The organism is Enterobacter sp. 120016, from assembly GCF_018383635.1.
GTDB lineage: Bacteria > Pseudomonadota > Gammaproteobacteria > Enterobacterales > Enterobacteriaceae > Enterobacter > Enterobacter asburiae_D.
The window spans coordinates 212744-238094 of sequence record NZ_JAHAWC010000002.1; the positions used below are offsets into that span (position 1 = coordinate 212744).

Below are 25351 nucleotides of genomic sequence, written 5' to 3' on the forward strand. Positions count from 1 at the left end.
CTGAGATCAGAGTCACGGTGGTTACTGCCCGTAATTGTGCTCATAGACATCGGTAAACGTGCTGTTACAATCGCTTGCACGTTTACAGACGGAGCGTCAACGGCTCCGTTACGGATGGCAATCAACGATAGCCATACTGAACAGGGAGATATTTATGAAACTTCGGCTGTCGGCGCTTGCGCTTGGCGCGACGATGCTTGTGGGCTGCGCCAGCTCCGGTGAGCAAACGGGACGCTCCGATCCTCTCGAAGGATTTAACCGCTCAATGTATAGCTTCAACTACAACGTACTGGACCCGTATGTGGTTCGTCCGGTGGCTGTAGCATGGCGCGATTATGTTCCACAACCTGCGCGTAACGGGTTAAGTAACTTTACCAGCAACCTCGAAGAGCCTGCGGTAATGGTGAACTACTTCCTTCAGGGCGACCCGTATCAGGGGATGGTCCACTTTACCCGCTTCTTCCTGAACTCCATTCTGGGGATGGGTGGCTTTATTGATGTTGCAGGTATGGCTAATCCGAAACTGCAGCGTGAACAGCCGCACCGTTTCGGCAGCACGATGGGGCACTACGGCGTCGGGTATGGTCCGTACATGCATTTACCGTTCTACGGTAGTTTTACCCTCCGTGATGATGGCGGCGATATGGCGGATACGCTGTATCCGGTCTTGTCATGGCTGACCTGGCCGCTGTCGGTGGGTAAATGGACGGTGGAAGGGATTGAAACCCGCGCGCAACTGCTCGACTCTGATGGTCTGCTGCGCCAGTCTTCTGACCCGTACATTATGGTACGTGAAGCGTACTTCCAGAATCATGACTTTATTGCCAACGGCGGTAAGCTTAAGCCGGAAGAGAATCCAAACGCGAAGGCGATCGAAAACGAACTGAAAGACATCGATTCGGAATAAATAAAAAAGGTGAGCAATGCTCACCTTTTTTGATTTCAGCGCAATTAGAACGCGTAGTTGAAGTTCATGCCGTACAGCCAGGCTTTACCTTCGGAAGAGAACTCATACGGACCTTCCTTGAAGTTAACTTTTTGACCGTGCATATAAGAGATGCCCGCATCAATAGAGGCATCTTTGTTGAATGCATAGGTCGCACCTGCGCTCAGCCAGAAGCGGTCCTGATCCGGAATAGAGATAGAGCGTTTGTCTGCTGGTACCGGACTATCATCGAAGGCAATACCGGTACGGAATGTCCAGTTGTCATCCATATAGTAGGTGGTCCCCAGCGCGATGCGGTAAGCATCACGGAAGCTCTCATCTTTATAGAAGAGCGTGTCGCCGTTGCTGTTGGTCGCCTTCAGCTCCTGGAACTGGCTCCAGCTGGTGTAGGTCAGGCTATAGTGAACTGCCCACTGTGGCGCCACTTTGTTATAACCCGACAATTCCCACATTTCTGGTAAGTGCAGGCTCAGAGAGCCGCCAGTGGTTTGGCCATTGGTCCCCATAGGAAGACCGAAGTTGCCGAGGATCTGGTTATAAGCAGAAGGGAGGCTGCTTTTGTAATCGCCATCAAAGTCGATTTTTACTTCGGAACGGTAGGTAAAGCCGTAACGGTTGTTTTTATCGAGTTCATAGAGGATACCGGCGTTCCAGCCAAAGCCCCATTCGTCGCCCTTCAGATAAGCAATCTGAGTGTCTGCTGGGATACCAGCCACTCGCTGTGCCAGGGCTGGTGGTAGCGCGCCTGAGCCAGCAACGACTTTACCCAGGTCGCCCGCGTAACGTTCGATCTTCGCTTTAGCATACACAGCGTCAAAGCCTACGCCGAAGCTCCAGTGATTATCCAGACGGTAAGCACCGCTCAGGTTCAGGTTCAGGGTTTCCAGGTCGGTTTTACCGCCAAACGCCCCAGCTGCATAGTCGTTATTGAACTCGGTTGCTAAACCGTAGTTAGAGGTCACGGATGCACCCCAGCCAAACTGGTCGTTGATCGGCGCCACGAAGTGCATGTTTGGAACCCATGCCGTTGGGGCAATGTTATCCGATTTCAGATCGGCACCTGTCGGAGAACGGCCCGAGATATCAACGCCTGGATCGACAAAAATAGCACCGGCAGAGAAAGTCGGACGATCAAACATCATGATTAATGCAGGGTTACGACTCGCGTTACCTGCATCATCAGCAATAGCGCCTTCCCCGGAATACGCACGGCCAAGGCCAGAGGAAGAAAATTCGTTTAACTGAAAGCCCGCTGACCAGGCGGAAGTGGAGACGAGTGCCACTGCGACTGCCAGCGCAGTCTTGTTGAACAGGGTTTTCTGGCTCATGACCATAACCTCATTGAGTTATTTTTATTCAATAATTGTTACATACCGTAACAGGAGCGCGAAGTGTAGGGTCTGAGGTATGACAGACAAATCAGACCAGTGGCCAGAGTATAGGTCTGACCAGCCTGAATGTTGCAAGTTTGTTTATTAATATTTTCAAACATGTTTCGTGAAACGAGATCTGGTTGGCAAAATTGTGACCATCGCGACTCACCCAAAAGGGTGGTTTTTGTTTTAGATCATTTTTTAGTGTGATATTGGTCACTTATCCGATTTTGCGCCATTAACGGCTGGAGAGAGCCCGCGCCGGGGCGTAAAATAGCAGCATCGTGTTTATCTCGCGCGCTGCGCGAATACAGAGGAAATTGAGCTATGAGTAAATGCAGTGCTGATGAAACCCCGGTTTGCTGCTGTATGGATGTTGGGACCATTATGGACAACACCGATTGCACCGCCTCTTACAGCCGCGTATTCACCAACCGCGCAGAAGCGGAAGAGACCCTGACCGCACTGAGCAAGCGTGCGCGTGACGTTGAATCCGATCCGTGTGAAATCAAGTCTACCTTTACCGAAGTGGAAGGCGGCGTGAAGCTGGACATCGACTTTGTCTTCGCCTGCGAAGCAGAAACGCTGATTTTCCAGCTGGGCCTGCGTTAATCTCTGCGGCCTGATGCCCTCACCCCGACCCTCTCCCACGGGAGAGGGTGCAAACACTAAAAACGGTAACCTACGGGTTACCGTTTTGCTTTTTCCTTGGGGCATTTTCTTTTTCTTCTCTGTGCCTTAGCTCGCACTTTTTCGTTTCCCCGATTGGCTGAATGTAAAAAAATGGTTAAGACTATTATCAGGTCAGACCACTTTATGTTTGAGAAAATTTTTTACAGGGGAGTGTTATGAGTCAGGCATTACCGCTTATTACCCGTCAGGGCGATCGAATTGCCATAGTCAGTGGATTGCGCACGCCATTTGCGCGTCAGGCAACGGCGTTTCATGGCATACCGGCCGTCGACCTGGGGAAAATGGTAGTGGGGGAGATGCTGGCTCGCAGCGAAATTCCGCCTGAGGTCATTGAACAGCTGGTGTTCGGTCAGGTTGTGCAGATGCCAGAAGCCCCCAACATTGCGCGTGAAATCGTCCTCGGTACCGGGATGAACGTGCATACCGATGCCTACAGCGTCAGCCGCGCCTGTGCGACCAGTTTCCAGGCCGTGGCTAACGTCGCTGAAAGCCTGATGGCAGGCACAATTCGCGCCGGGATTGCGGGTGGGGCGGACTCCTCTTCAGTGCTGCCGATTGGGGTCAGTAAAAAGCTGGCGCGCATCCTGGTGGATGCCAATAAAGCCCGCACGATGGGTCAGAAACTCAAACTCTTCTCACGTTTACGCCTGCGCGACCTCATGCCTGTACCACCTGCCGTCGCGGAATACTCCACCGGCCTGCGCATGGGCGATACCGCCGAGCAGATGGCTAAAACGTATGGTATTACCCGTGAACAGCAGGATGCCCTGGCGCATCGTTCGCACCAGCTCGCTGCGAAGGCCTGGTCGGAAGGCAAACTTGCCGACGAGGTGATGACGGCTTACATCCCGCCTTACCGTGAACCGCTCGCGGAAGATAACAATATTCGCGGCACCTCGACGCTGGCGGATTACGCAAAGCTGCGCCCGGCGTTTGACCGCAAGCACGGCACGGTGACGGCGGCGAACAGCACGCCGCTGACGGATGGCGCAGCCGCCGTGATCCTGATGACCGAATCCCGCGCGAAGGAGCTGGGCATCACTCCCCTGGGGTATTTACGCAGCTATGCTTTCACCGCCATTGATGTCTGGCAGGACATGCTGTTAGGTCCGGCGTGGTCCACGCCGCTGGCACTGGAGCGCGCGGGGCTGACGCTGGCTGATTTAACCCTGATTGATATGCACGAAGCGTTTGCCGCGCAAACCCTGGCAAACGTACAGCTGCTGGCAAGCGAGCGTTTCGCGCGCGATGTGCTGGGCCGCGCCCACGCCACGGGCGAAGTGGATCAGAGTAAATTCAACGTGCTGGGCGGCTCTATCGCCTATGGTCATCCGTTTGCCGCCACAGGGGCGAGGATGATCACACAAACATTACATGAACTCCGTCGCCGTGGCGGCGGGTTTGGCCTTGTTACCGCCTGTGCTGCGGGTGGCCTTGGCGCAGCAATGGTTCTGGAGGCTGAATAATGGATATGCCATCTGCATTTAATCTGACGGTTCGCCTCGATAACGTGGCCGTTATCACTATTGATGTGCCTGATGAAAAGATGAATACCCTGAAGGCCGAATTTGGTGTTCAGGTGCGCGCGATGCTAAAGCAGATCCGCGACAACAAAGCCATTCGTGGTCTGGTGTTTATCTCTGCCAAGCCGGATAACTTTATCGCCGGGGCCGATATCAACATGATCGCCCGGGCGCAAAGCGCTCTGGAAGCCGAAGAGCTGGCGCGTCAGGGCCAGCAGGTGATGGCGGAGATTAACGGCCTGCCGATCCCGGTCATTGCCGCGATCCACGGCGCCTGTCTGGGCGGCGGGCTAGAGCTGGCGCTGGCCTGCCATAGCCGGATTTGTACTGACGATGCGAAAACCATTCTGGGTTTGCCGGAAGTGCAGCTGGGCCTGCTGCCAGGCTCCGGCGGAACGCAACGACTGCCGCGCCTGGTGGGCGTCAGCACGGCGCTGGAGATGATCTTAACCGGTAAACAGCTGCGCGCCCGTCAGGCGCTGAAAGCCGGTCTGGTCGATGACGTTGTGCCGCAGTCCATTTTGCTGGAGGCCGCCGTTGAGCTTGCGCTGAAAGGGCGTCAGGAAAAACGTCCTCTGCCGGTACGTGAGCGCGTGCTGGCCGGCCCGCTGGGGAGAACGCTCCTGTTCAGCATGGTGGGCAAAAAGACCGAACAAAAAACCAAAGGCAATTACCCGGCGGCAAAGCGGATCCTCGACGTGATCGAAACCGGGCTGTCGCAAGGCAGCAGCAGCGGCTATGCCGCTGAAGCTAAAGCCTTTGGCGAACTGGCGATGACGCCGCAGTCACAGGCATTGCGCAGCATCTTCTTCGCCAGCACGGACGTGAAAAAAGATCCCGGCAGCGAGGCAGAATCTGCGCCACTGCGTGCCATTGGCGTACTGGGCGGGGGGCTCATGGGCGGCGGTATCGCTTTTGTTACCGCCAGCAAAGGCAAATTACCTGTACGAATCAAAGACATTAATCCTAAGGGGATCAACCACGCGCTGCAGTACAGCTGGCAGAACCTTGATCAAAAGGTCAAACGCCGCCATATCAAGGCAAGCGAGCGTGATAAAACCCTGTCGATGATTTCCGGTACCACGGATTACAGCGGTTTTGCGCACCGCGATCTGGTGATTGAAGCCGTGTTTGAGGATCTGGCGCTTAAGCAGCAGATGGTGGCAGACGTTGAGCAACATTGCGCCCCGCATACCATTTTTGCCTCCAATACGTCGTCATTATCCATTGGCGATATCGCGGCGAAAGCCGAGCGTCCGGAGCAGGTGATCGGACTGCATTTCTTTAGCCCGGTCGAAAAAATGCCGCTGGTGGAGGTGATTCCGCATGCGACCACCAGTCCGCAAACCATCGCTACGGTAGTCAAGCTTGCGAAGAAGCAGGGTAAAACGCCGATCGTGGTAGCAGATAAAGCCGGCTTCTACGTTAACCGCATTCTGGCTCCCTACATTAATGAAGCAATGCGGTTGCTGACGGAAGGCGAGAAAATCGAGCACGTCGACGAGGCATTGGTAAAGTTTGGTTTCCCCGTTGGCCCAATCCAACTTTTGGATGAGGTGGGAATAGATACCGGCACTAAAATTATACCAGTGCTGGAAGCCGCATATGGCGATCGTTTTAGCCCACCTGCAAACATTGTTTCTGCGATTTTGAAGGACGATCGCAAAGGCAGAAAAAATGAACGCGGTTTCTATCTTTACGGCGCGAAAGGGCGTAAAAGCAAGAAACAGCTCGACCCTTCGGTTTATGGGCTTATTTCGACCACCGGTCAGGGAAAACTGTCCGCCGTTCAGTGCGCTGAGCGCTGCGTGATGATGATGCTCAATGAAGCGGCACGCTGCTTTGGTGAACAGGTGATCAAGAGCGCACGCGATGGTGACATCGGCGCGGTATTTGGCATTGGTTTCCCGCCGTTCCTTGGCGGTCCGTTCCGTTACATGGATACGCTCGGCACGGGTGAAGTGGTTGCTATCCTGCAACGTCTGGCTTCGCAATATGGTCCACGGTTTACACCGTGTGACGAATTATTGCAGATGGCGGAACGCGGCCAGACATTTTGGCCTGCAAGGGAAACTGTCCTCGTAAGCTGAGGTCAAAGAAGGGTAAATCCGGAAGTGAATGAACCTGTTCTGGCGATTTTGTAAACAGAGATTGACTATACTTACGCCATTGAGGTAAAAAACAGCGTTTCATTCACCGAATGGATCAGGCACAATGCCCGACCATCGGGTTTTCTACCTCGCAGCATTTATCGCGGGTAGTTAACGCCGGTGATTCTGGTTAACAAAAGCGGTGCAATATGCAAGTTTTTATCATGCGTCACGGCGACGCGGCACTCGATGCCGCCAGTGACTCAGTACGTCCTTTGACCGTCTGTGGCTGCGACGAATCTCGTCTGATGGCGACCTGGCTTAACGGTCAAAAAGTGGACATCGAACGCGTTCTGGTGAGTCCGTTCCTGCGTGCAGAACAGACGCTGGACGTGGTAGGGGAGTGTATGAACCTGCCATCCAGTGTGGATGTTCTCCCTGAACTCACCCCATGTGGCGATGTAGGCCTTGTCAGCGCTTATCTTCAGGCGCTGTGCAATGAAGGTGTCGCTTCCGCGCTGGTCATTTCCCACCTGCCACTGGTTGGCTATCTGGTATCTGAGCTGTGCCCAGGCGAGACCCCGCCGATGTTCACGACATCCGCCATTGCCAATGTTTCTCTCGACGAAACGGGCAAAGGTGTCTTCAACTGGCAAATGAGTCCGTGCAACCTGAAGATGGCAAAAGCGATCTGACGTGACGTGCGATATGGCGGGGTGCAATGTGCTTCCCGCCATTCTGTCAGGGCAACTCTGGCGGCTGCCACTCTTCCACTTCAATCAACACCAGCAATGCGGCATCTCCGCCGTACTCTTTGGGTGCCTGATGAAAAGCCATCACGTGTGGATGCTGAGCCAGCCATAGCGGCGTCTGTTGTTTGAGGATATGTTTACCGTGGCCATGCATCACGCAGGCGCAGAAAACATGTTCACGGCGACAGGCAGCGATCAACGCCCCCAGCTCCTGTTTTGCCTGCATCTGCGTTAAACCGTGGAGATCGAGAAACAGCTCCGGCGAATAATCTCCGCGACGTAACTTTTTCAGCTCAAAATGGCTGACGTCTTCGCGTACGTATTTTACAGCCCCCTGCGTATTGAGCAGCGGCTGAAATTCATCTGAAAAATAGTGGCTGTTATCCGCCTGCTCCTGCAGCAGGCGTTTGACCGGTACTTCGCTGATTTTTTTACGCTGCGGGCGATGGACGATGGTGTCCTGCGTGATTTTACGCGTCCCGGTCATTAGCTGTTGGAAGAGCGCCTGATCCTCCTCGCTGAGCGATGTTTTCTTTTTCATTCGTCATTCTCATCTCGTATTTCCGACAGTGTACCCGACTAAACGCATTTTTTAACCTCAAGCGAGACGCGTCATTGCTGATTTATCGCCGTCTTCATGGCAAACTAGCCGCCGAAAATTATGCGAGCATGCCCTGGAGGAAAGAGTGGATAAAATATTTGTCGATGAAGCAGTAAACGAGCTGCATACCATACAGGACATGTTGCGCTGGTCGGTTAGCCGCTTCAGCGCCGCTAATATCTGGTACGGTCACGGTACCGATAACCCGTGGGATGAAGCCGTGCAGCTGGTGCTGCCGTCCCTCTACCTGCCGCTGGATATCCCGGAAGACATGCGCACCGCGCGCCTGACCTCCAGCGAAAAACACCGCATCGTTGAGCGCGTGATCCGCCGCGTGAACGAGCGCATTCCGGTCGCCTACCTGACCAACAAAGCCTGGTTCTGCGGCCACGAGTTCTATGTCGATGAACGCGTGCTGGTGCCGCGCTCGCCGATTGGCGAGCTGATTAACAACCACTTTGAAGGTCTGATCGGCCATCAGCCGCAGCACATTCTGGATATGTGTACCGGCAGCGGCTGCATCGCGATTGCCTGCGCGTACGCCTTCCCGGAAGCGGAAGTGGACGCCGTCGATATCTCTACCGACGCGCTGGCCGTAACCGAGCACAACATTGAAGAGCACGGCCTGATCCATCACGTTACGCCAATTCGCTCTGACCTGTTCCGCGATCTGCCGACGCTGCAGTACGATCTGATCGTCACCAACCCGCCGTACGTTGATGCGGAAGACATGTCCGATCTGCCGAACGAATACCGTCACGAGCCGGAGCTGGGTCTGGCGTCAGGCTCTGACGGCCTGAAGCTGACCCGCCGCATTCTGGCCTGCGCGCCGGATTATCTGACCGACGACGGCGTTCTGATTTGTGAAGTGGGCAACAGCATGGTACATCTGATAGAGCAGTACCCGGATGTGCCGTTCACCTGGCTTGAGTTCGACAACGGCGGTGACGGCGTCTTTATGCTGACCAAAGCGCAGCTGCTCGACGCGCGCGAACACTTCAGCATCTATAAAGATTAATCCAGCGGGCTTCGGCCCGTTTCACAACGCTCAAACACAAACAACAATATCGGAGCCGTGATGGCAGGAAACAGTATTGGACAGTTATTCCGCGTGACCACCTTTGGCGAGTCGCACGGGCTGGCGCTGGGCTGTATCGTTGATGGCGTACCGCCAGGCATCGAACTGACCGAAGCCGATTTACAGCACGACCTCGACCGTCGTCGTCCGGGCACCTCTCGCTACACCACGCAGCGTCGCGAGCCGGACCAGGTAAAAATTCTTTCCGGCGTCTTTGAAGGCCGCACCACCGGGACCAGCATTGGTCTGCTGATCGAAAACACCGATCAGCGGTCCCAGGACTACGGCGCCATCAAAGACGTCTTCCGTCCGGGCCACGCCGACTACACCTACGAACAAAAGTACGGCTTCCGCGACTATCGCGGCGGCGGGCGTTCTTCCGCGCGTGAAACCGCGATGCGCGTGGCGGCAGGGGCGATTGCTAAGAAATACCTGCAGCAGAAGTTTGGCATCGTCATTCGCGGCTGTCTGACCCAGATGGGCGACATTCCGCTGGCGATCAAAGACTGGGATCAGGTTGAACAAAACCCGTTCTTCTGCGCCGATGCCGACAAGCTGGAGGCGCTGGACGAACTGATGCGCGGCCTGAAAAAAGAGGGCGACTCTATTGGGGCGAAAGTCACCGTGGTGGCCGATGGTGTCCCGGCTGGCTGGGGCGAGCCGGTATTTGACCGTCTCGACGCCGACATTGCCCACGCGCTGATGAGCATCAACGCGGTGAAGGGCGTAGAGATTGGCGACGGCTTTGACGTGGTTCAGCTTCGCGGCAGTCAGAACCGCGACGAAATCACGAAGGCGGGCTTCCAGAGCAACCATGCGGGCGGCATCCTGGGCGGTATCAGCAGCGGGCAGCAGATTGTTGCCAACATCGCGCTGAAGCCGACCTCCAGCATCACCGTGCCGGGCCACACGATTAACCGCGATGGCGAAGAAGTTGAGATGATCACCAAAGGTCGTCACGATCCGTGCGTGGGGATCCGCGCGGTGCCGATCGCTGAAGCGATGCTGGCGATCGTGCTGATGGATCACTTCCTGCGCCAGCGCGCGCAGAATGCGGATGTGACGACCACCATTCCACGCTGGTAAACATGAAAAAAACCGCAATTGCTCTGCTGGCGCTGCTTGCCAGTGGAGCCAGTCTGGCCGCGACGCCATGGCAAAAAATCACCCACCCGGTGGCGGGGAGCGCGCAGTCCATTGGCGCCTTTTCCAACGGCTGTATCGTCGGTGCCCAGGAGCTTCCTCTCCAGTCTGATACCTATCAGGTGATGCGCACCGATCAGCGACGTTATTTCGGCCACCCGGATCTGGTGCTGTTCATCCAGCGTCTGGGAAACCAGGTGCATAACCTGGGGCTGGGCACGATGCTGATTGGCGATATGGGGATGCCTGCCGGCGGTCGCTTTAACGGTGGACACGCCAGTCACCAGACCGGACTGGATGTCGATATCTTCCTGCAGCTGCCGAAAACCCGCTGGACCTCTGCCCAACTACTGAAACCGCAGGCGCTGGATCTGGTGGCGAGCGACGGTAAGCGCGTTGTGCCGTCCCTGTGGACGCGGGACGTATCCAGCATGATCAAGCTGGCCGCGGAAGATAACGACGTCACGCGGATTTTCGTTAACCCGGCCATCAAGCAGCAGCTTTGTCTGGATGCCGGAACCGATCGCGACTGGCTGCGCAAAGTGCGCCCGTGGTTCCAGCATCGTGCGCACATGCACGTTCGTCTGCGCTGCCCGGCAAATAGCCTGGAATGTGAAGATCAGCCGCTACCGCCGCCAGGCGATGGCTGCGGTGCGGAACTGCAAAGCTGGTTTGAACCGGCAAAACCTGGAACCTCTAAGCCTGAGAAGAAGACACCGCCTCCGTTGCCGCCTTCCTGCCAGGCGCTACTGGATGAGCATGTACTTTAATGGATAATTTCGTCGATCTGTTTATGGTGTCACCGTGGATGCTGGCGGCACTGTTTTTTGTTGCGATGTTAGCCGGTTTTATCGATGCCCTGGCGGGCGGGGGCGGTTTGCTGACCGTTCCGGCACTGCTGGCGGTGGGGATGAGCCCTGCCCAGGCGCTCGCCACGAACAAACTTCAGGCCTGCGGCGGATCGCTCTCTGCGTCGCTCTACTTTATTCGGCGTAAGGTGGTAAACCTTGCCGATCAGAAGCTGAATATTCTGATGACCTTTATCGGCTCGACCTCAGGTGCGCTGCTGGTTCAGCACGTGCAGTCTGATATTTTGCGTCAGATCCTGCCGATTCTGGTTATCTGCATTGGCCTCTACTTTTTGCTGATGCCAAAGCTCGGTGAAGAGGACCGCCAGCGTCGTCTGCACGGCCTGCCGTTTGCGCTGATTGCCGGGGGCTGTGTGGGTTTTTACGACGGTTTCTTCGGGCCGGGGGCCGGTTCATTTTATGCGCTGGCGTTCGTGACGCTGGCCGGGTTTAACCTCGCCAAATCCACTGCCCATGCCAAAGTGCTCAACGCGACCTCAAACGTCGGCGGCCTGCTGCTGTTTATCATCGGCGGTAAGGTCATCTGGGCAACCGGATTTGTGATGATGGCAGGGCAGTTCCTGGGCGCGCGCGCGGGCTCGCGTCTGGTGTTAAGCAAAGGACAAAAACTGATTCGCCCGATGATCGTCATCGTCTCGGCCGTAATGAGCGCCAAACTTCTTTATGACAGCCATGGACAGGAGATCCTCACCTGGTTGGGGATGCACTAATGAACAGTACGCATAAATACGAACAGCTGATTGAGATTTTCGACGGCTGTTTTGCTGACGATTTTAATACCCGTCTGATTAAAGGCGACGACGAACCGATCTATCTTCCTGCTGATGCAGAGGTTCCGTATAACCGCATCGTCTTTGCCCACGGCTTTTACGCCAGCGGCTTGCACGAGATTTCACACTGGTGCATTGCGGGTAAAGCGCGGCGCGAGCTGGTGGACTTCGGCTACTGGTACTGCCCGGACGGACGTGACGCCGCAACGCAGGGGCAGTTTGAGGATGTGGAAGTGAAGCCGCAGGCGCTGGAATGGCTATTCTGCGTCGCGGCGGGTTTCCCGTTCAACGTGAGCTGTGACAACCTCGAAGGCGACTTCGAGCCAGACCGTATCGTCTTCCAGCGCCGTGTGCATGCGCAGGTGATGGAATATCTTGAGAAAGGCATCCCGGAACGTCCGGCACGCCTGATCGAGGCCTTACAGAATTATTACCACACGCCGGTTATCACGGCGGAATGCTTCCCTTGGCCGGAAGATCTTTAACAGAGGAAAGAAGATGATCGCAGAATTTGAATCACGCATTCTGGCGTTAATTGATGACATGGTGGAACACGCCAGTGATGATGAGCTGTTCGCCAGCGGTTATCTGCGTGGTCACCTGACGCTCGCGGTAGCCGAGCTGGAAGCGGGTGACGATCACTCTGCCGATGCCGTTCACGCTGAAGTCACTCGCAGTCTGGAAAAAGCCATTTTGGCCGGGGAGCTCTCTCCGCGCGACCAGTCGCTGGTGCTGGGCATGTGGGACACTTTGTTCCAGCAGGCGAAAGCGAAGTAAGTGTTTCACCACCCTCTCCCACGGGGAGAGGGACGGGTGAGGGCACCAGGCCACACCCTACTTAACCTTCTTCCCCTTCAGCAGTTTCCGTACCCACAAGCGATTCGGATTCAGCCCAGCAAGTGTAACCCTGTCCAGCGGAATCGGCTCGTCGCTCATTTGCGCGGCTAACACTTCTGCCAGCAGCGGTGCGGAACACAGCCCGCGAGATCCTAATCCACCCAGCATATACAGCTCCGGATAAACCGGCGCGCTTACCGCATTATCCCGGTTATCAGCAAGGTCCTGATAGGCCTCAAGCGTCGCCTCATAGTCTGGCACATTTCCCGCCATCGGCAGATGATCGCGGGTGGCGCAGCGCACGCCGCAGCGCGCTTCCCCCTCGCTGACGTCAACCTCTTTCGCCCACGCCGCATCTGGGAAACAGTCAATCAGGCGCTGGCGGTTCTGCGCCTGATCCGCGTCGCTGTAGCGCATATCCGTTTCGCCACGATGGTAGCTGGCCCCGATGCAGTGATGGCCGTTAGACGGATTTTGCGGCGTCAGATAGCCGTCATAGCACAGCACCTGACGCAGTTTGCTCAGTTCGGGTGCGGAAGGAATATGGCTCACCTGGCCGCCGACCGGATAAACCGGCAGCGTTTCTGTCTGGATAAACTGGCTGATGTTATGCCCGTTTGCCAGCACAACGCAGGCATGGCTCGCCGCTTTGCCATCGGCAAAACGCAGATTCCAGCGTTCTGTCCGTCTCAACGATTCAACGGTGTGAGCATAATGCGCCGTCAGCCCGCGCGACTGCGCCAGGGCAATGACCGCCGCGGTCAGTTCAGCCGGACACAGCCAGCCGCCGAGCGGATACTGAATGCCCCCACAGCCGGTTTCCACGCCAGCGGTGTCTGCCACCTCTTGTGCACTTACCGCGCGGGCAATCTCGTCAGGCAGGCCCAGCGACAGCATCTGCGTGATTTTTTGCTGGCTCTTTTCATCCCAGCCGAGCTGCGTCACGCCGCACCAGTCATGGTCAAACGCCACCGGCAGGGCGTCGTACAGGCGACGGGCGAAGGTAAACGCCGCCGGGAAAAACCGGAACAGGGCCGGGTCGTGCGCGCTTAAAAGCGGATAGAGCGCCCCCTGGCGATTGCCGGACGCGCCGCTTGCTGGCGCATCGTCAGCACAGTAGAGCGTGACCTGCCAGCCGCGGTGGAGAAGCGCGAGGGACAGCAGGGCGCTGGCGATCCCCCCGCCGACTATCGCCACCTCACGTGCTGCGCTGGCGCGGCGTGCAAACCAGGGCGCCTGAGCGGGAACGTCCAGCGTCTGTTCCATCCTGCCGACCAGCATGTCGCGCTTGCGGCCAAAGCCTTTGGTCTTCTGCATGGTAAAACCCGCCTCCTGCAGCCCGCGGCGGACAAAGCCTGCCGAGGTGAAGGTGGCAAGCGTTGCGCCAGGACGGGCCAGCCGCGCCATCGCGCTAAACAGATGCTGGCTCCACATGTCCGGGTTTTTGGCGGGGGCAAAGCCGTCCAGGAACCACGCGTCCACCGTCTGATTCATCGAATCATCGAGCGTATCGGTCAGGTCATTGATGTCGCCAAGCCATAAATCCAGCGTTACGCGTCCGCCGTCCAGAATCAGACGGTGGCAGCCGCCGATGTGAGGCGGCCACTGCGCCTGAAGCTGTTCCGCCAGGGTGGCAAGCTCAGGCCAACGCTGATGAGCGAGCCGCAGATCGTGCGCGGTGAGCGGGAATTTTTCGAAACTGATGAAATGTAATCTTTGTAGCGTAGCCTCAGGGTGTGCAGCGTGAAACTGGTTAAAAGCCTGCCAGAGGGTTAAAAAATTCAGCCCGGTGCCGAATCCACTTTCCGCGACCACAAACAGGCTCCGCGGATGCTCCGGGAAACGGGTGCTGAGCTGGTTTCCGTCGAGGAAAACATAGCGAGTTTCTTCGAGTCCGTTATCATTAGAAAAATAGACGTCATCAAAATCTCGGGAAACAGGTGTACCCTCAGCGTTGAATTCGAGGTTGGCGGGTTGTATAGCGTTTTGTTTCACGTAAGTTACTCGTCTGACAGGCAGTGGCACGATCTTAACGATGTGAGTCCATCGGTGCAAATTTCCGCAGAAAATGTCTGATCGGACTTGTTCGGCGTACAAGTGTACGCTATTGTGCGACTCGAAACTTACTATAGTGCGACTTACAGAGGTATTGAATGAAACGTGCAGTGATTACTGGCCTGGGCATTGTTTCCAGCATCGGTAATAACCAGCAGGAAGTCCTGGCATCTCTGCGTGAAGGACGCTCCGGGATCACTTTCTCTGAAGAGTTTAAAGATTCAGGTATGCGTAGCCACGTATGGGGTAACGTCAAACTGGACACCACCGGTTTGATTGACCGCAAAGTGGTTCGTTTCATGAACGATGCCTCTATTTATGCTTATCTCTCCATGCAGGAAGCGATCAAAGATTCCGGCCTGAGTGAAGAGGTTTATCAGAACAACCCGCGCGTGGGTCTGATCGCCGGTTCCGGCGGCTCATCAAAAGCGCAGGTATTCGGCGCTGACGCAATGCGTAGCCCGCGTGGTCTGAAAGCAGTAGGTCCGTACGTGGTCACCAAAGCCATGGGTTCTGCGGTTTCCGCGTGCCTGGCGACCCCATTCAAAATCCACGGTGTGAACTACTCCATCAGCTCCGCGTGTGCGACTTCCGCACACTGTATCGGTAATGCTGTTGAGCAGATCCAGCTGGGTAAACAGGACATCGTATTTGCTGGCGGCGGCGAAGAGCTGGGCTGGGAAATGGCCTGTGAATTCGACGCGATGGGCGCACTGTCCACCAAGTACAATGAAACCCCGGATAAAGCCTCCCGTACCTATGATGCGCACCGTGACGGTTTCGTTATCGCTGGCGGCGGCGGTATGGTTGTGGTTGAAGAGCTGGAGCATGCCCTGGCACGTGGCGCGCACATCTACGCTGAAATCGTGGGCTACGGTGCAACGTCTGACGGCGCCGACATGGTTGCGCCATCCGGCGAAGGCGCGGTGCGCTGCATGAAGATGGCGATGCACGGCGTTGACACCCCAATCGACTACCTGAACTCCCACGGTACCTCTACTCCGGTAGGCGACGTGAAAGAGCTGGGTGCGATCCGTGAAGTCTTCGGCGACAACAGCCCGGCGATTTCCGCGACCAAAGCCATGACCGGTCACTCTCTGGGTGCGGCTGGCGTGCAGGAAGCGATCTACTCTCTGCTGATGCTGGAAAACGGCTTTATCGCGCCAAGCATCAACATTGATGAGATGGACGAGCAGGCTGCTGGCCTGAACATCGTGACCAAACCAATGGACGCGACGCTGACCACCGTTATGTCAAACAGCTTCGGCTTCGGTGGCACCAACGCCACGCTGGTAATGCGTAAGCTGAAAGCATAAGCGTTTGAATGTATAGTAGAAGGGAGCCTGATGGCTCCCTTTTTTTATGCCTGAATTCGGAGTTATGCATGACGGCCGCAACCTCAGAAAAAAACGCCACGTCCGGGAACACCTCGCTGTTCCGCATCGCTTTTGCGGTATTTCTAACCTATATGACCGTTGGCCTGCCGCTGCCGGTGATCCCGCTGTTCGTTCATCAGGAACTGGGCTATGGCAACACCATGGTCGGCATTGCCGTGGGCATTCAGTTTTTAGCCACGGTATTAACCCGCGGTTACGCCGGACGGCTGGCGGATCAGCACGGTGCAAAACGTTCGGCGTTACAGGGGATGTTTGCCTGTGGGCTGGCGGGCGGCGCATGGCTGCTGGCTGCTCTCCTGCCCGTAGACGCCGCGTATAAATTTGCGCTGCTGGTGCTGGGCCGTTTAATCCTTGGCTTTGGTGAAAGTCAGCTGCTGACCGGCACCCTGACCTGGGGAATGGGTCTGGTGGGGCCAGCACGCTCCGGCAAGGTGATGTCCTGGAACGGCATGGCCATCTATGGCGCGCTGGCCGCAGGCGCACCGCTTGGGCTGCTGATTAATAGCCAGTTTGGATTTGCGGCGCTGGCCGCAACCACGATGGTTTTACCCCTGCTGGCGTGGGCGTTTAACGGTTCGGTGCGTAAGGTGCCCGCGCACAAAGGCGAGCGTCCTTCCCTGTGGAGCGTGGTCGGCCAGATCTGGCAGCCGGGTCTTGGCCTGGCGCTGCAGGGCGTGGGTTTTGCGGTGATTGGCACCTTCGTCTCGCTCTATTTTATGAGCCGCGGATGGGCGATGGCCGGTTTTACGCTTACCGCGTTTGGCGGCGCGTTTGTGCTGATGCGCGTGCTTTTTGGCTGGATGCCGGATCGCTTCGGCGGCGTGAAGGTCGCGGTAGCGTCGCTGATGATAGAGACCGTGGGTCTGCTGCTGCTGTGGAATGCACCCGTGGCGTCCGTTGCGCTGCTTGGCGCGGCGCTGACCGGCTGCGGCTGTTCCCTGATCTTCCCGGCGCTGGGCGTTGAAGTGGTGAAGCGCGTGGCCCCGCAGGTGCGCGGTACGGCGCTGGGCGGCTATGCGGCGTTTCAGGATATCTCATACGGGGTAACCGGGCCGCTGGCCGGGGTGTTAGCCACCTCGTTTGGCTATCCGTCCGTCTTCCTGGCGGGTGCGGTTTCTGCGGTGGTGGGGATCGTGGTGACGCTGGTGGCGTTTCGCAGGACTTGAGCCGTTGTTGCCGGGTGGCGGCTGCGCCTTACCCGGCCTACGGTTCGAGCCGTTGTAGGCCCGGTAAGCGTCGCGCCACCGGGCAAAACCTCAGGCAACCAGCCAGAAAATCGCCAGTGCGATCAGTAGCGCAATAAACATCAACCCCGGACGCGCAGAGAGCGTTCTGAACGTCTCGACGACCGGCGCAAACAGCGGGCTGTAGATCGGCTGAATATTTCTCACCTCCGGCACGCCTCCCTCGCGCTCGGCGCGACGAACGAATATTTGATTGAGCAGATCCTGCACCTGCTCGGTGGTCAGTACCGTTTGCGGCGTGGCCTGCCAGTTTTGCTGAGCGTAATCCCGAATCACGTCGAACTCGTGCGGCTCAAGCGGCTGTTTGAGTGCCGCCTGGACGGTATGCAGGGTAGGGGCATTCTGGGTGCTGAGCGTCTGGCGCGCCTGGAGCCAGGTCACCAGATGAGTAAACTGCTTGGCCGGGATCAGCTCACCCGCCTTCACGCCGGACAGCTCCAGCATGGATTGCCAGATAAGCTTCGTCGGTTCGCCGGTGGCCGCAGCCAGCTTTGTCACCATCTGCTTGAGCGTGTTGTGCTCGGCGGGCAGCAGCGGACGCTCGGTTGCCGGGCGCACCTGAGGCTGCGGAATCGACAGCTCGTTGTTCTGCAGCAGAGTCAGCACGGTTTTGAGCTGGTCGGGCGTCAACTGCCCCAGCGCGGTCTGACCATACTGCTGGCGAATAAAATCACTCACCGCCTGGCGGTTATTGCCCTGGCCAAGCAGCTCCGTCAGCTGAGCAACAATCTGGCGCGTGGTGTGGTTCTGCTGCGCGTTATTGATACGCTGGTTCAGGTTTTGCTCGGCAGCAGGGAAATGACGCGACTGCAGCGGTGCGTCGTTCCTCATGCCTAGATCATGCTTAACCCCGGCCCAGACTTCCGCGTTTTGCTGTGAAGTCAGCGCAATCAGGCGCGTGATCAGTCGCTCCAGCACGGTGCGCTGTTGCGTGGATAGCGGTTGTTCACCGGCAACGTTTGGCGTGACGGGGCCTTCACCCGGAGGGCGTGGCGGCGTACCTGAAATGGGCTGCATCGTCAAAAATCCTTAAAGTCAAAACTCAGCGTAAACCAGGTATACGTATATGCCTGGCGGCCAGATTATGGCACACTTGGCAGGTTTTCTTCCTCTCAAACAGGTACTCAGACGTGAAAATCCTCGTTGATGAAAATATGCCTTATGCCCGTGAGCTGTTTAGCCGCCTGGGTAACGTTAAGGCTGTCCCTGGTCGCCCGATCCCGGTCAACGAACTGGATGACGCAGACGCGCTGATGGTGCGCTCGGTGACCAAAGTAAATGAGGCGTTGCTCGCCGGTAAAGCGATTAAGTTTGTCGGAACCGCAACGGCAGGGACCGATCATGTGGATGATCAGTGGCTGAAGCAGGCTGGAATCGGTTTTTCCGCCGCGCCGGGCTGTAACGCCATTGCCGTTGTGGAATACGTTTTCTCCTCGCTGATGATGCTGGCCGAGCGCGACGGGTTTGCGCTGAAGGACCGCACCGTGGGGATTGTCGGCGTGGGTAACGTTGGCGGACGCCTGCAAAAGCGCTTTGAAGCGTTGGGGATCCGCACGCTGCTGTGCGATCCGCCGCGCAAAGACAACGGCGATGAGGGCGATTTCCGCTCGCTGGACGAGCTGGTCGAACAGTGTGACGTGCTGACTTTCCACACGCCGCTGTTTAAAGAGGGGCCGTATAAGTCGCTGCATCTTGCCGACGAGGTGCTGATCCGTCGTCTGAAGGCTGGCACTATTCTGATAAATGCCTGCCGTGGTCCGGTCGTAGATAACGCCGCGCTGCTGACATGCCTGAATGAAGGTCAAGACCTCAGCGTGGTGCTGGACGTCTGGGAGCCGGAGCCGGATCTCAACGTTGAGCTGCTTAACAGGGTGGACGTGGGCACGGCGCATATCGCCGGTTATACCCTCGAGGGAAAAGCGCGCGGCACGACGCAGGTCTTCGAGGCCTACAGCACTTTTATCGGCCATCCGCAGCAGGTAGCGCTGGATACCTTACTCCCCGCGCCTGAATTTGGCCGCATTACCCTGCACGGTCCGCTCGATCAGGCAACGCTGAAAAGGCTGGTGCATTTGGTGTATGATGTGCGCCGCGATGATGCGCTGCTGCGTAAAGTGGCGGGGATCCCGGGTGAGTTTGATAAGCTGCGCAAGAACTATGTTGAGCGCCGCGAGTGGTCTTCCCTGTATGTGATGTGCGACGACGCGTCGGCGGCGACGCTGCTGCATAAGCTGGGATTTAACGCCGTTCATCACCCGGCACGTTAATGTCTTCTTAATGCTCCCTGTCGGATACTCCGACAGGGACGCTTTTTTATTTCTGGAGTAAACCACCATGTCTGAAGGCTGGAACATTGCCATTTTAGGTGCCACGGGTGCCGTGGGCGAAGCCCTGCTCGAAACCCTTGCTGAGCGTCAGTTCCCGGTGGGCGACATCTATGCGCTGGCGCGTACCGACAGCGCAGGTGAGCATCTGCGTTTTAACAGTAAATCCGTTATGGTCCAGGACGCGGCAGCGTTCGACTGGACGCAGGCGCAGCTGGCGTTTTTCGCCGCGGGTGCTGAAGCGACTGCTGCGTACGTTGAAGAAGCGACCAACGCAGGCTGCCTGGTGATCGACCTGAGCGGCCTGTTCTCAATGGAGCCGGATGTGCCGCTGGTGGTGCCGGACGTGAACCCGTTTGTGCTGGCTGACTACCGCAACCGTAACGTGATTGCGGTTCCGAACAGCCTGACCAGCCAGCTGCTGACCGCCCTGAAACCGCTGATCGACGACGGCGGCCTGTCGCGCATTACCGTCACCAGCCTGCTCTCCGCGTCCGCGAACGGTAAAAAGGCCGTTGACGCGCTGGCCGGGCAGAGCGCGAAGCTGCTGAACGGTATCCCGATTGATGAAGATGATTTCTTTGGCCGCCAGCTGGCGTTCAACATGCTGCCGCTGCTGCCGGACCGCGAGGGCTCCGTGCGCGAAGAGCGTCGTATCGTCGATGAAGTACGTAAAATTCTGCAGGACGATGGCCTGATGATCTCCGCGAACGTCGTGCAGTCTCCGGTCTTCTACGGCCACGCGCAGATGGTCGGCTTCGAAGCCCTGCGTCCGCTTGCGGCAGAAGAGGCGCGCGATGCGTTTGGCCGCGGTGAAGACATCGTGCTCTCTGAAGAGAGCGAGTTCCCGACCCAGGTTGGCGATGCCACCGGCAGCGCGCATCTTTCCGTTGGCTGCGTGCGTAACGATTACGGCATGCCGGAACAGGTTCAGTTCTGGTCCGTTGCCGACAACGTTCGCTTTGGCGGCGCGCTGATGGCGGTCAAAATCGCTGAAAAACTGGTGCAGGAGTACCTGTACTGATGTCAGACGTGGAACAAAAGCCGGTCCATAGAGTTGCCCTCGGAATTGAGTACGATGGCAGTAAATATTATGGCTGGCAGCGTCAGAACGAAGTGCGCAGCGTCCAGGAGAAGCTGGAAAAAGCGCTCTCTCAGGTGGCAAACGAGCCGATTAACGTCCTGTGCGCAGGACGGACGGACGCGGGTGTTCACGGCACGGGGCAGGTGGTTCACTTTGAAACCACCGCCGTGCGTAAGGATGCTGCCTGGACCCTGGGTGTAAATGCGAATTTGCCTGGTGACATTGCGGTGCGTTGGGTAAAAGCTGTGCCGGATGATTTTCACGCGCGCTTCAGCGCCACGGCGCGTCGCTACCGTTATGTCATCTACAACCAGCGCCTGCGTCCGGCGGTGCTAAGCCAGGGCGTGACGCATTTTTATGAGCCGCTTGATGCAGAACGTATGCATCGCGCGGCGCAGTGTCTGATTGGTGAAAATGACTTTACGTCGTTTCGTGCGGTGCAGTGTCAGTCCCGCACGCCGTGGCGCAACGTTATGCACATAAACGTCAGCCGTTTTGGCGCGTATGTGGTGGTGGATATCAAAGCCAATGCCTTTGTACATCATATGGTTAGGAATATTGTGGGCAGCCTGATGGAAGTGGGTGCCGGACACCAGCCGGAGAGCTGGATTGCAGACCTGCTTGCAGCGAAGGACAGAACGCTTGCGGCAGCCACGGCGAAAGCGGAAGGGTTGTATCTGGTCTCGGTAGACTATCCGGATCGGTTTGACCTGCCGAAACCGCCAATGGGTCCGCTATTTTTAGCGGACTAAACAAAGGTGCAATTAGGGTTTAGACAATATGGACGTAATTCGTTTTTTAATTGATTTCATCCTGCATATTGATGTTCACCTGGCGGAGCTGGTCGCGCAGTATGGCGTCTGGGTTTATGCCATTCTGTTTCTTATTCTGTTTTGTGAAACCGGTCTGGTCGTTACCCCATTCCTGCCTGGGGATTCACTGCTGTTCGTTGCCGGCGCGCTATCGGCGTTGCCCACTAACGATCTGAACGTGCATCTTATGGTTGTGCTGATGGTGATTGCCGCTATTGTCGGTGATGCGGTCAACTATACGATTGGACGAGTGTTCGGTGAGCGGCTTTTTAGCAATCCTGATTCGAAAATTTTCCGTCGCAGCTATTTAGACAAAACCCATGCGTTCTATGAACGCCACGGTGGAAAAACCATTATCCTTGCGCGCTTTGTGCCTATTGTGCGTACATTTGCACCGTTTGTGGCGGGAATGGGGCATATGTCCTATCGTCATTTTGCGGCATACAACGTGGTTGGCGCGCTGCTGTGGGTACTGCTGTTCACCTATGCAGGTTACCTGTTTGGCGATCTTCCGATCGTTCAGGAAAACCTTAAGTTACTGATTGTAGCGATTATTGTGCTTTCCGTACTGCCGGGCGTTATCGAAATCATTCGTCACAAACGCGCGGCGGCAAAACAAGCGAAGTAAATGCACGCTGGCGGTTCGACCACTTTTTTATCCAAAGTTTCGGGCTGTTATGTTTTAATGTGCAACATTCATGGTCTGTTGGAGGCAAAAATGGCATTATTCGCCTCTTATAGCAAAACTGGCATACGACCAGGTTCAGGCAGAAAGGTTATCAATGAGCTGGATTGAACGAATTAAAAGCAACATTACCCCAACGCGCAAAGCGAGCATTCCTGAAGGGGTATGGACGAAGTGTGATAGCTGCGGTCAGGTTCTGTATCGCGCAGAGCTGGAGCGCAACCTTGAGGTGTGTCCGAAGTGTGACCACCATATGCGCATGTCGGCGCGCAACCGCCTGCATAGCCTGCTGGACGAAGGCTCTCTGGTAGAGCTGGGTAGCGAACTCGAGCCAAAAGACGTGCTGAAGTTCCGCGATTCCAAAAAATACAAAGATCGTCTGGCCTCTGCACAGAAAGAGACCGGCGAGAAAGACGCGCTGATCGTCATGAAAGGCACCCTGCATGAGATGCCGGTTGTTGCCGCTGCGTTTGAGTTCGCCTTTATGGGCGGCTCTATGGGCTCCGTGGTCGGTGCGCGCTTCGTGCGTGCCGTAGAGCAGGCGCTGGAAGACAACTGTCCGCTGATCTGCTTCTCTGCCTCCGGCGGTGCGCGTATGCAGGAAGCGCTGATGTCGCTGATGCAGATGGCGAAAACCTCTGCTGCGCTGGCGAAAATGCAGGAGCGCGGTCTGCCGTACATCTCCGTGCTGACCGACCCAACCATGGGCGGCGTCTCCGCGAGCTTCGCGATGCTGGGCGACCTGAACATCGCTGAGCCTAAGGCCCTGATCGGCTTTGCGGGTCCTCGCGTTATCGAGCAGACCGTGCGTGAAAAGCTGCCGCCGGGCTTCCAGCGCAGTGAGTTCCTCATCGAAAAAGGCGCCATCGACATGATTGTCCGCCGTCCGGAAATGCGCCTGAAGCTGGCGAGCGTCCTGGCGAAGCTGATGAATCTGCCGGCGCCGAACCCGGATGAGCCGCGCGAAGGCGTGGTGGTACCGGATCAGGAACCCGAGGCCTGATAACTGAAAAGGGCAGGGCCGGTTGGCGCTGCCCTTTTGCTTTCTAATCTGTTAATGACAACCGGGCATTATGGAAAATAAAAGCATTCCCCAAGCCACGTCGCCCCTGGCCGCGTGGCTTTCTTATCTGGAAAACCTGCACAGTAAAACCATCGATATGGGGCTTGAGCGCGTAAGCCAGGTCGCCGCGCGTCTTGATGTGCTCAAACCGGCACCTTTCGTGTTCACCGTCGCGGGGACCAACGGTAAAGGCACGACCTGCCGCTCGCTGGAATCTGTCCTGATGGCCGCAGGTTACAAAGTTGGCGTGTACAGCTCGCCACACCTGGTCCGCTACACCGAGCGCGTTCGCGTGCAGAACAGCGAGCTGCCGGAATCGGCGCATACGGCGTCGTTCGCGGAAATTGAAGCCGCGCGCGGTGAGATCTCATTAACCTATTTTGAATACGGCACCCTGTCGGCGCTGTGGCTGTTCAAACAGGCGCAACTGGATGTGGTGATCCTTGAGGTCGGCCTCGGCGGACGTCTTGATGCGACCAATATGGTGGATGCGGACGTGGCGGTAGTCACCAGTATCGCGCTGGACCATATCGACTGGCTGGGACCGGATCGTGAAAGCATTGGCCGCGAGAAGGCCGGTATTTTCCGCGCAAATAAGCCTGCCGTGGTCGGCGAGCCGGATATGCCATACACCATTGCTGACGTGGCAAACGAGAAGAGCGCGCGTCTGCTGCGCCGCGACGTTGACTGGCAGTACGAGGTCCAGGATAACGGCTGGCGCTTTAGCGACGCGCAGGGCGCGCTCGACAACCTGCCGCTGCCGCAGGTGCCGCAGCCGAACGCGGCAACCGCGCTGGCGGCACTGCGCGCCAGCGGCCTCGCGGTCAGCGAGCAGGCGATCCGCGACGGTATTCAGAACGCAATTCTGCCCGGGCGTTTCCAGATTGTCAGCGAGTCACCGCGCCTGATTCTGGACGTGGCGCATAACCCGCATGCGGCGGCGTATCTCGCGGGACGTCTCAAATCGTTACCAAAAACCGGGCGCGTGCTGGCGGTTATCGGTATGCTTCATGATAAAGATATCGGCGGGACGCTGGCCTGCATGGAGAGTGTGGTCGATAGCTGGTATTGTGCTCCTCTGGAGGGGCCGCGCGGCGCGACGGCTGAGCAGCTGATGGAACATCTCGGCAAAGGCGCAATCTACAGTAGCGTGGCTCAGGCCTGGCGTGCCGCGATGGCGGATGCTAAACCAGAAGATACCGTGCTGGTGTGTGGGTCATTCCACACGGTGGCACATGTCATGGAAGTGATGGACGCGGGGAGAACCGGTGGCGAGTAAGTTTCAGAACCGTTTAACAGGAACCATTGTGCTGGTCGCGCTCGGGGTGATTATTCTCCCGGGTCTGCTCGACGGGCAGAAAAAGCATTATCAGGACGAGTTTGCCGCTATTCCGCTGGTGCCGAAACCGGGTGACCGCGATGAGCCGGATATGCTGCCAGCGGCGACGCAGGCGCTGCCTGCTCAGCCTCCGGAAGGAGCGGCGGAAGAGGTGCGTGCAGGAGATGCCGCCGCACCGTCGCTCGATCCGTCTCGCCTGGCGACAGTGAGCAACAGCGATATCGATCCGGTGCCGGTAGAGCAGCCTAAACCTGTTGAAAAACCGAAGCCGGTTGAGAAGCCGCAGCCGAAACCGCAGCGGGATAAAGCCGCAGAGCAGCTGGCTGCCGCGTCAGAAACCCCACCGCCGGCAAAACAAGACGCGGCACCGACCGGAAAAGCGTACGTTGTGCAGCTCGGTGCGCTGAAAAACGCCGATAAGGTCAACGAGGTCGTGAGCAAACTGCGCAGTGCGGGATATCGTGTTTACACTTCACCTTCCACGCCGGTGCAGGGTAAAATTACCCGTATCCTCGTGGGGCCAGAGGCGTCCAAAGATAAGCTTAAAGGTTCGCTCGGTGAGCTGAAGCAGATCTCCGGCCTGAGCGGTGTGGTGATGGGCTACAGCGCGAACTGATAAGATCTTACCCATCCTCGGAGTGGTTAGCTCCCTCTCCCTTGAGGGAGAGGGCTG

24 protein-coding genes are annotated in these 25351 nt (G+C 57.1%); 20 read left to right on the plus strand and 4 right to left on the minus strand.

Translation table 11 applies throughout. The features are described from left to right. The first annotated feature begins 154 nt into the window (after positions 1-154). The gene (gene mlaA / locus KIF87_RS05260; protein ID WP_213328125.1) at positions 155-907 is read left to right on the plus strand and encodes a phospholipid-binding lipoprotein MlaA; all 753 of its coding nucleotides are present in this window, start codon (positions 155-157) and stop codon (positions 905-907) included. A gap of 44 nt (positions 908-951) precedes the next feature. Here the strand turns inward: mlaA and fadL are convergent, their stop codons facing one another. Then, entirely contained in the window at positions 952-2280 is a 1329-nt protein-coding gene (gene fadL, locus KIF87_RS05265; RefSeq protein WP_029740162.1) for a long-chain fatty acid transporter FadL, read from the minus strand. A 366-nt stretch (positions 2281-2646) separates the two neighbouring features. On the opposite strand from fadL, the gene KIF87_RS05270 reads away from it, so the two are divergent. The 4 genes from KIF87_RS05270 (at position 2647) to sixA (ending at position 7320) form a co-directional block, all read left to right on the plus strand. Further along, complete coding sequence (locus KIF87_RS05270) at positions 2647-2931, plus strand: YfcZ/YiiS family protein (RefSeq protein WP_024907659.1); 285 nt, start codon at positions 2647-2649, stop codon at positions 2929-2931. 236 nt (positions 2932-3167) lie between these two features. Beyond that, on the plus strand, positions 3168-4478 hold the full coding sequence (gene fadI / locus KIF87_RS05275; protein WP_063145391.1) for an acetyl-CoA C-acyltransferase FadI: 1311 nt from the start codon (positions 3168-3170) through the stop codon (positions 4476-4478). After that, positions 4478-6625 carry a fatty acid oxidation complex subunit alpha FadJ gene (fadJ, locus tag KIF87_RS05280; RefSeq protein ID WP_213328126.1) on the plus strand — a complete coding sequence of 716 codons (2148 nt, stop codon included), beginning with the start codon at positions 4478-4480 and terminating at the stop codon, positions 6623-6625. Before fadI ends, fadJ begins: the two co-directional genes overlap by 1 nt. A 209-nt stretch (positions 6626-6834) precedes the next feature. Next, entirely contained in the window at positions 6835-7320 is a 486-nt protein-coding gene (gene sixA / locus KIF87_RS05285; RefSeq protein ID WP_045330962.1) for a phosphohistidine phosphatase SixA, read from the plus strand. Positions 7321-7366: 46 nt separating this feature from the next. Here the strand turns inward: sixA and smrB are convergent, their stop codons facing one another. Then, positions 7367-7918 (minus strand): endonuclease SmrB, encoded by a 552-nt coding sequence (gene smrB / locus KIF87_RS05290; RefSeq protein ID WP_032643455.1) that lies wholly within the window; start codon positions 7916-7918, stop codon positions 7367-7369. A 145-nt stretch (positions 7919-8063) separates the two neighbouring features. Between smrB and prmB the strand changes: the two genes are divergently transcribed. From prmB to KIF87_RS05320, 6 genes are read left to right on the plus strand one after another with little or no spacing between them, the layout of a single operon-like run. After that, positions 8064-8996 carry a 50S ribosomal protein L3 N(5)-glutamine methyltransferase gene (gene prmB / locus KIF87_RS05295; protein ID WP_008502612.1) on the plus strand — a complete coding sequence of 311 codons (933 nt, stop codon included), beginning with the start codon at positions 8064-8066 and terminating at the stop codon, positions 8994-8996. Between the two features lie 60 nt (positions 8997-9056). Beyond that, positions 9057-10142: a chorismate synthase gene (aroC, locus tag KIF87_RS05300; RefSeq protein WP_029742149.1), complete on the plus strand. Its 1086-nt coding sequence runs from the start codon at positions 9057-9059 to the stop codon at positions 10140-10142. A 2-nt stretch (positions 10143-10144) separates the two neighbouring features. After that, on the plus strand, positions 10145-10969 hold the full coding sequence (gene mepA / locus KIF87_RS05305) for a penicillin-insensitive murein endopeptidase (protein WP_024908935.1): 825 nt from the start codon (positions 10145-10147) through the stop codon (positions 10967-10969). After that, complete coding sequence (locus tag KIF87_RS05310; RefSeq protein ID WP_121425240.1) at positions 10969-11778, plus strand: sulfite exporter TauE/SafE family protein; 810 nt, start codon at positions 10969-10971, stop codon at positions 11776-11778. The genes mepA and KIF87_RS05310 overlap by 1 nt, the downstream gene beginning before the upstream one ends. Beyond that, positions 11778-12323 carry an elongation factor P hydroxylase gene (locus KIF87_RS05315; RefSeq protein WP_033146101.1) on the plus strand — a complete coding sequence of 182 codons (546 nt, stop codon included), beginning with the start codon at positions 11778-11780 and terminating at the stop codon, positions 12321-12323. Before KIF87_RS05310 ends, KIF87_RS05315 begins: the two co-directional genes overlap by 1 nt. A gap of 13 nt (positions 12324-12336) precedes the next feature. Then, positions 12337-12615, plus strand: coding sequence for a YfcL family protein (locus tag KIF87_RS05320; RefSeq protein ID WP_029740204.1), 279 nt, complete (start codon positions 12337-12339; stop codon positions 12613-12615). A 57-nt stretch (positions 12616-12672) separates the two neighbouring features. Here KIF87_RS05320 and mnmC read toward each other — a convergent pair whose 3' ends face one another. Beyond that, a complete protein-coding gene (gene mnmC / locus KIF87_RS05325; protein WP_213328127.1) occupies positions 12673-14670 on the minus strand; it encodes a bifunctional tRNA (5-methylaminomethyl-2-thiouridine)(34)-methyltransferase MnmC2/FAD-dependent 5-carboxymethylaminomethyl-2-thiouridine(34) oxidoreductase MnmC1 in 1998 nt (665 codons plus the stop codon). A 158-nt stretch (positions 14671-14828) separates the two neighbouring features. On the opposite strand from mnmC, the gene fabB reads away from it, so the two are divergent. Together fabB and KIF87_RS05335 are read left to right on the plus strand one after the other, a co-directional pair. Then, complete coding sequence (fabB, locus tag KIF87_RS05330; RefSeq protein ID WP_023312571.1) at positions 14829-16046, plus strand: beta-ketoacyl-ACP synthase I; 1218 nt, start codon at positions 14829-14831, stop codon at positions 16044-16046. A 68-nt stretch (positions 16047-16114) separates the two neighbouring features. Continuing rightward, positions 16115-17293, plus strand: a complete 1179-nt coding sequence (locus tag KIF87_RS05335; RefSeq protein ID WP_213328128.1) for an MFS transporter — start codon at positions 16115-16117, stop codon at positions 17291-17293. 90 nt (positions 17294-17383) lie between these two features. Here KIF87_RS05335 and flk read toward each other — a convergent pair whose 3' ends face one another. Beyond that, the gene (flk, locus tag KIF87_RS05340) at positions 17384-18388 is read right to left on the minus strand and encodes a flagella biosynthesis regulator Flk (protein WP_213328129.1); all 1005 of its coding nucleotides are present in this window, start codon (positions 18386-18388) and stop codon (positions 17384-17386) included. Positions 18389-18501: 113 nt separating this feature from the next. Here flk and pdxB point away from each other — a divergent pair, with 113 nt between their 5' ends. From pdxB to dedD, 7 genes are all read left to right on the plus strand, one after another. Then, positions 18502-19638: a 4-phosphoerythronate dehydrogenase PdxB gene (gene pdxB, locus KIF87_RS05345; protein WP_213328130.1), complete on the plus strand. Its 1137-nt coding sequence runs from the start codon at positions 18502-18504 to the stop codon at positions 19636-19638. A 67-nt stretch (positions 19639-19705) separates the two neighbouring features. Next, positions 19706-20719, plus strand: a complete 1014-nt coding sequence (locus tag KIF87_RS05350; RefSeq protein ID WP_024908943.1) for an aspartate-semialdehyde dehydrogenase — start codon at positions 19706-19708, stop codon at positions 20717-20719. Beyond that, positions 20719-21531 (plus strand): tRNA pseudouridine(38-40) synthase TruA, encoded by an 813-nt coding sequence (truA, locus tag KIF87_RS05355; RefSeq protein ID WP_213328131.1) that lies wholly within the window; start codon positions 20719-20721, stop codon positions 21529-21531. Before KIF87_RS05350 ends, truA begins: the two co-directional genes overlap by 1 nt. Before the next feature lie 28 nt (positions 21532-21559). Continuing rightward, positions 21560-22219, plus strand: coding sequence for a DedA family protein (locus tag KIF87_RS05360; protein WP_029740198.1), 660 nt, complete (start codon positions 21560-21562; stop codon positions 22217-22219). A 154-nt stretch (positions 22220-22373) separates the two neighbouring features. Further along, on the plus strand, positions 22374-23279 hold the full coding sequence (accD, locus tag KIF87_RS05365; RefSeq protein ID WP_063145400.1) for an acetyl-CoA carboxylase, carboxyltransferase subunit beta: 906 nt from the start codon (positions 22374-22376) through the stop codon (positions 23277-23279). 70 nt (positions 23280-23349) lie between these two features. After that, entirely contained in the window at positions 23350-24618 is a 1269-nt protein-coding gene (folC, locus tag KIF87_RS05370) for a bifunctional tetrahydrofolate synthase/dihydrofolate synthase (RefSeq protein WP_213328132.1), read from the plus strand. Continuing rightward, the gene (dedD, locus tag KIF87_RS05375; protein ID WP_213328133.1) at positions 24608-25294 is read left to right on the plus strand and encodes a cell division protein DedD; all 687 of its coding nucleotides are present in this window, start codon (positions 24608-24610) and stop codon (positions 25292-25294) included. The genes folC and dedD overlap by 11 nt, the downstream gene beginning before the upstream one ends. Positions 25295-25351 lie beyond the last annotated feature (57 nt).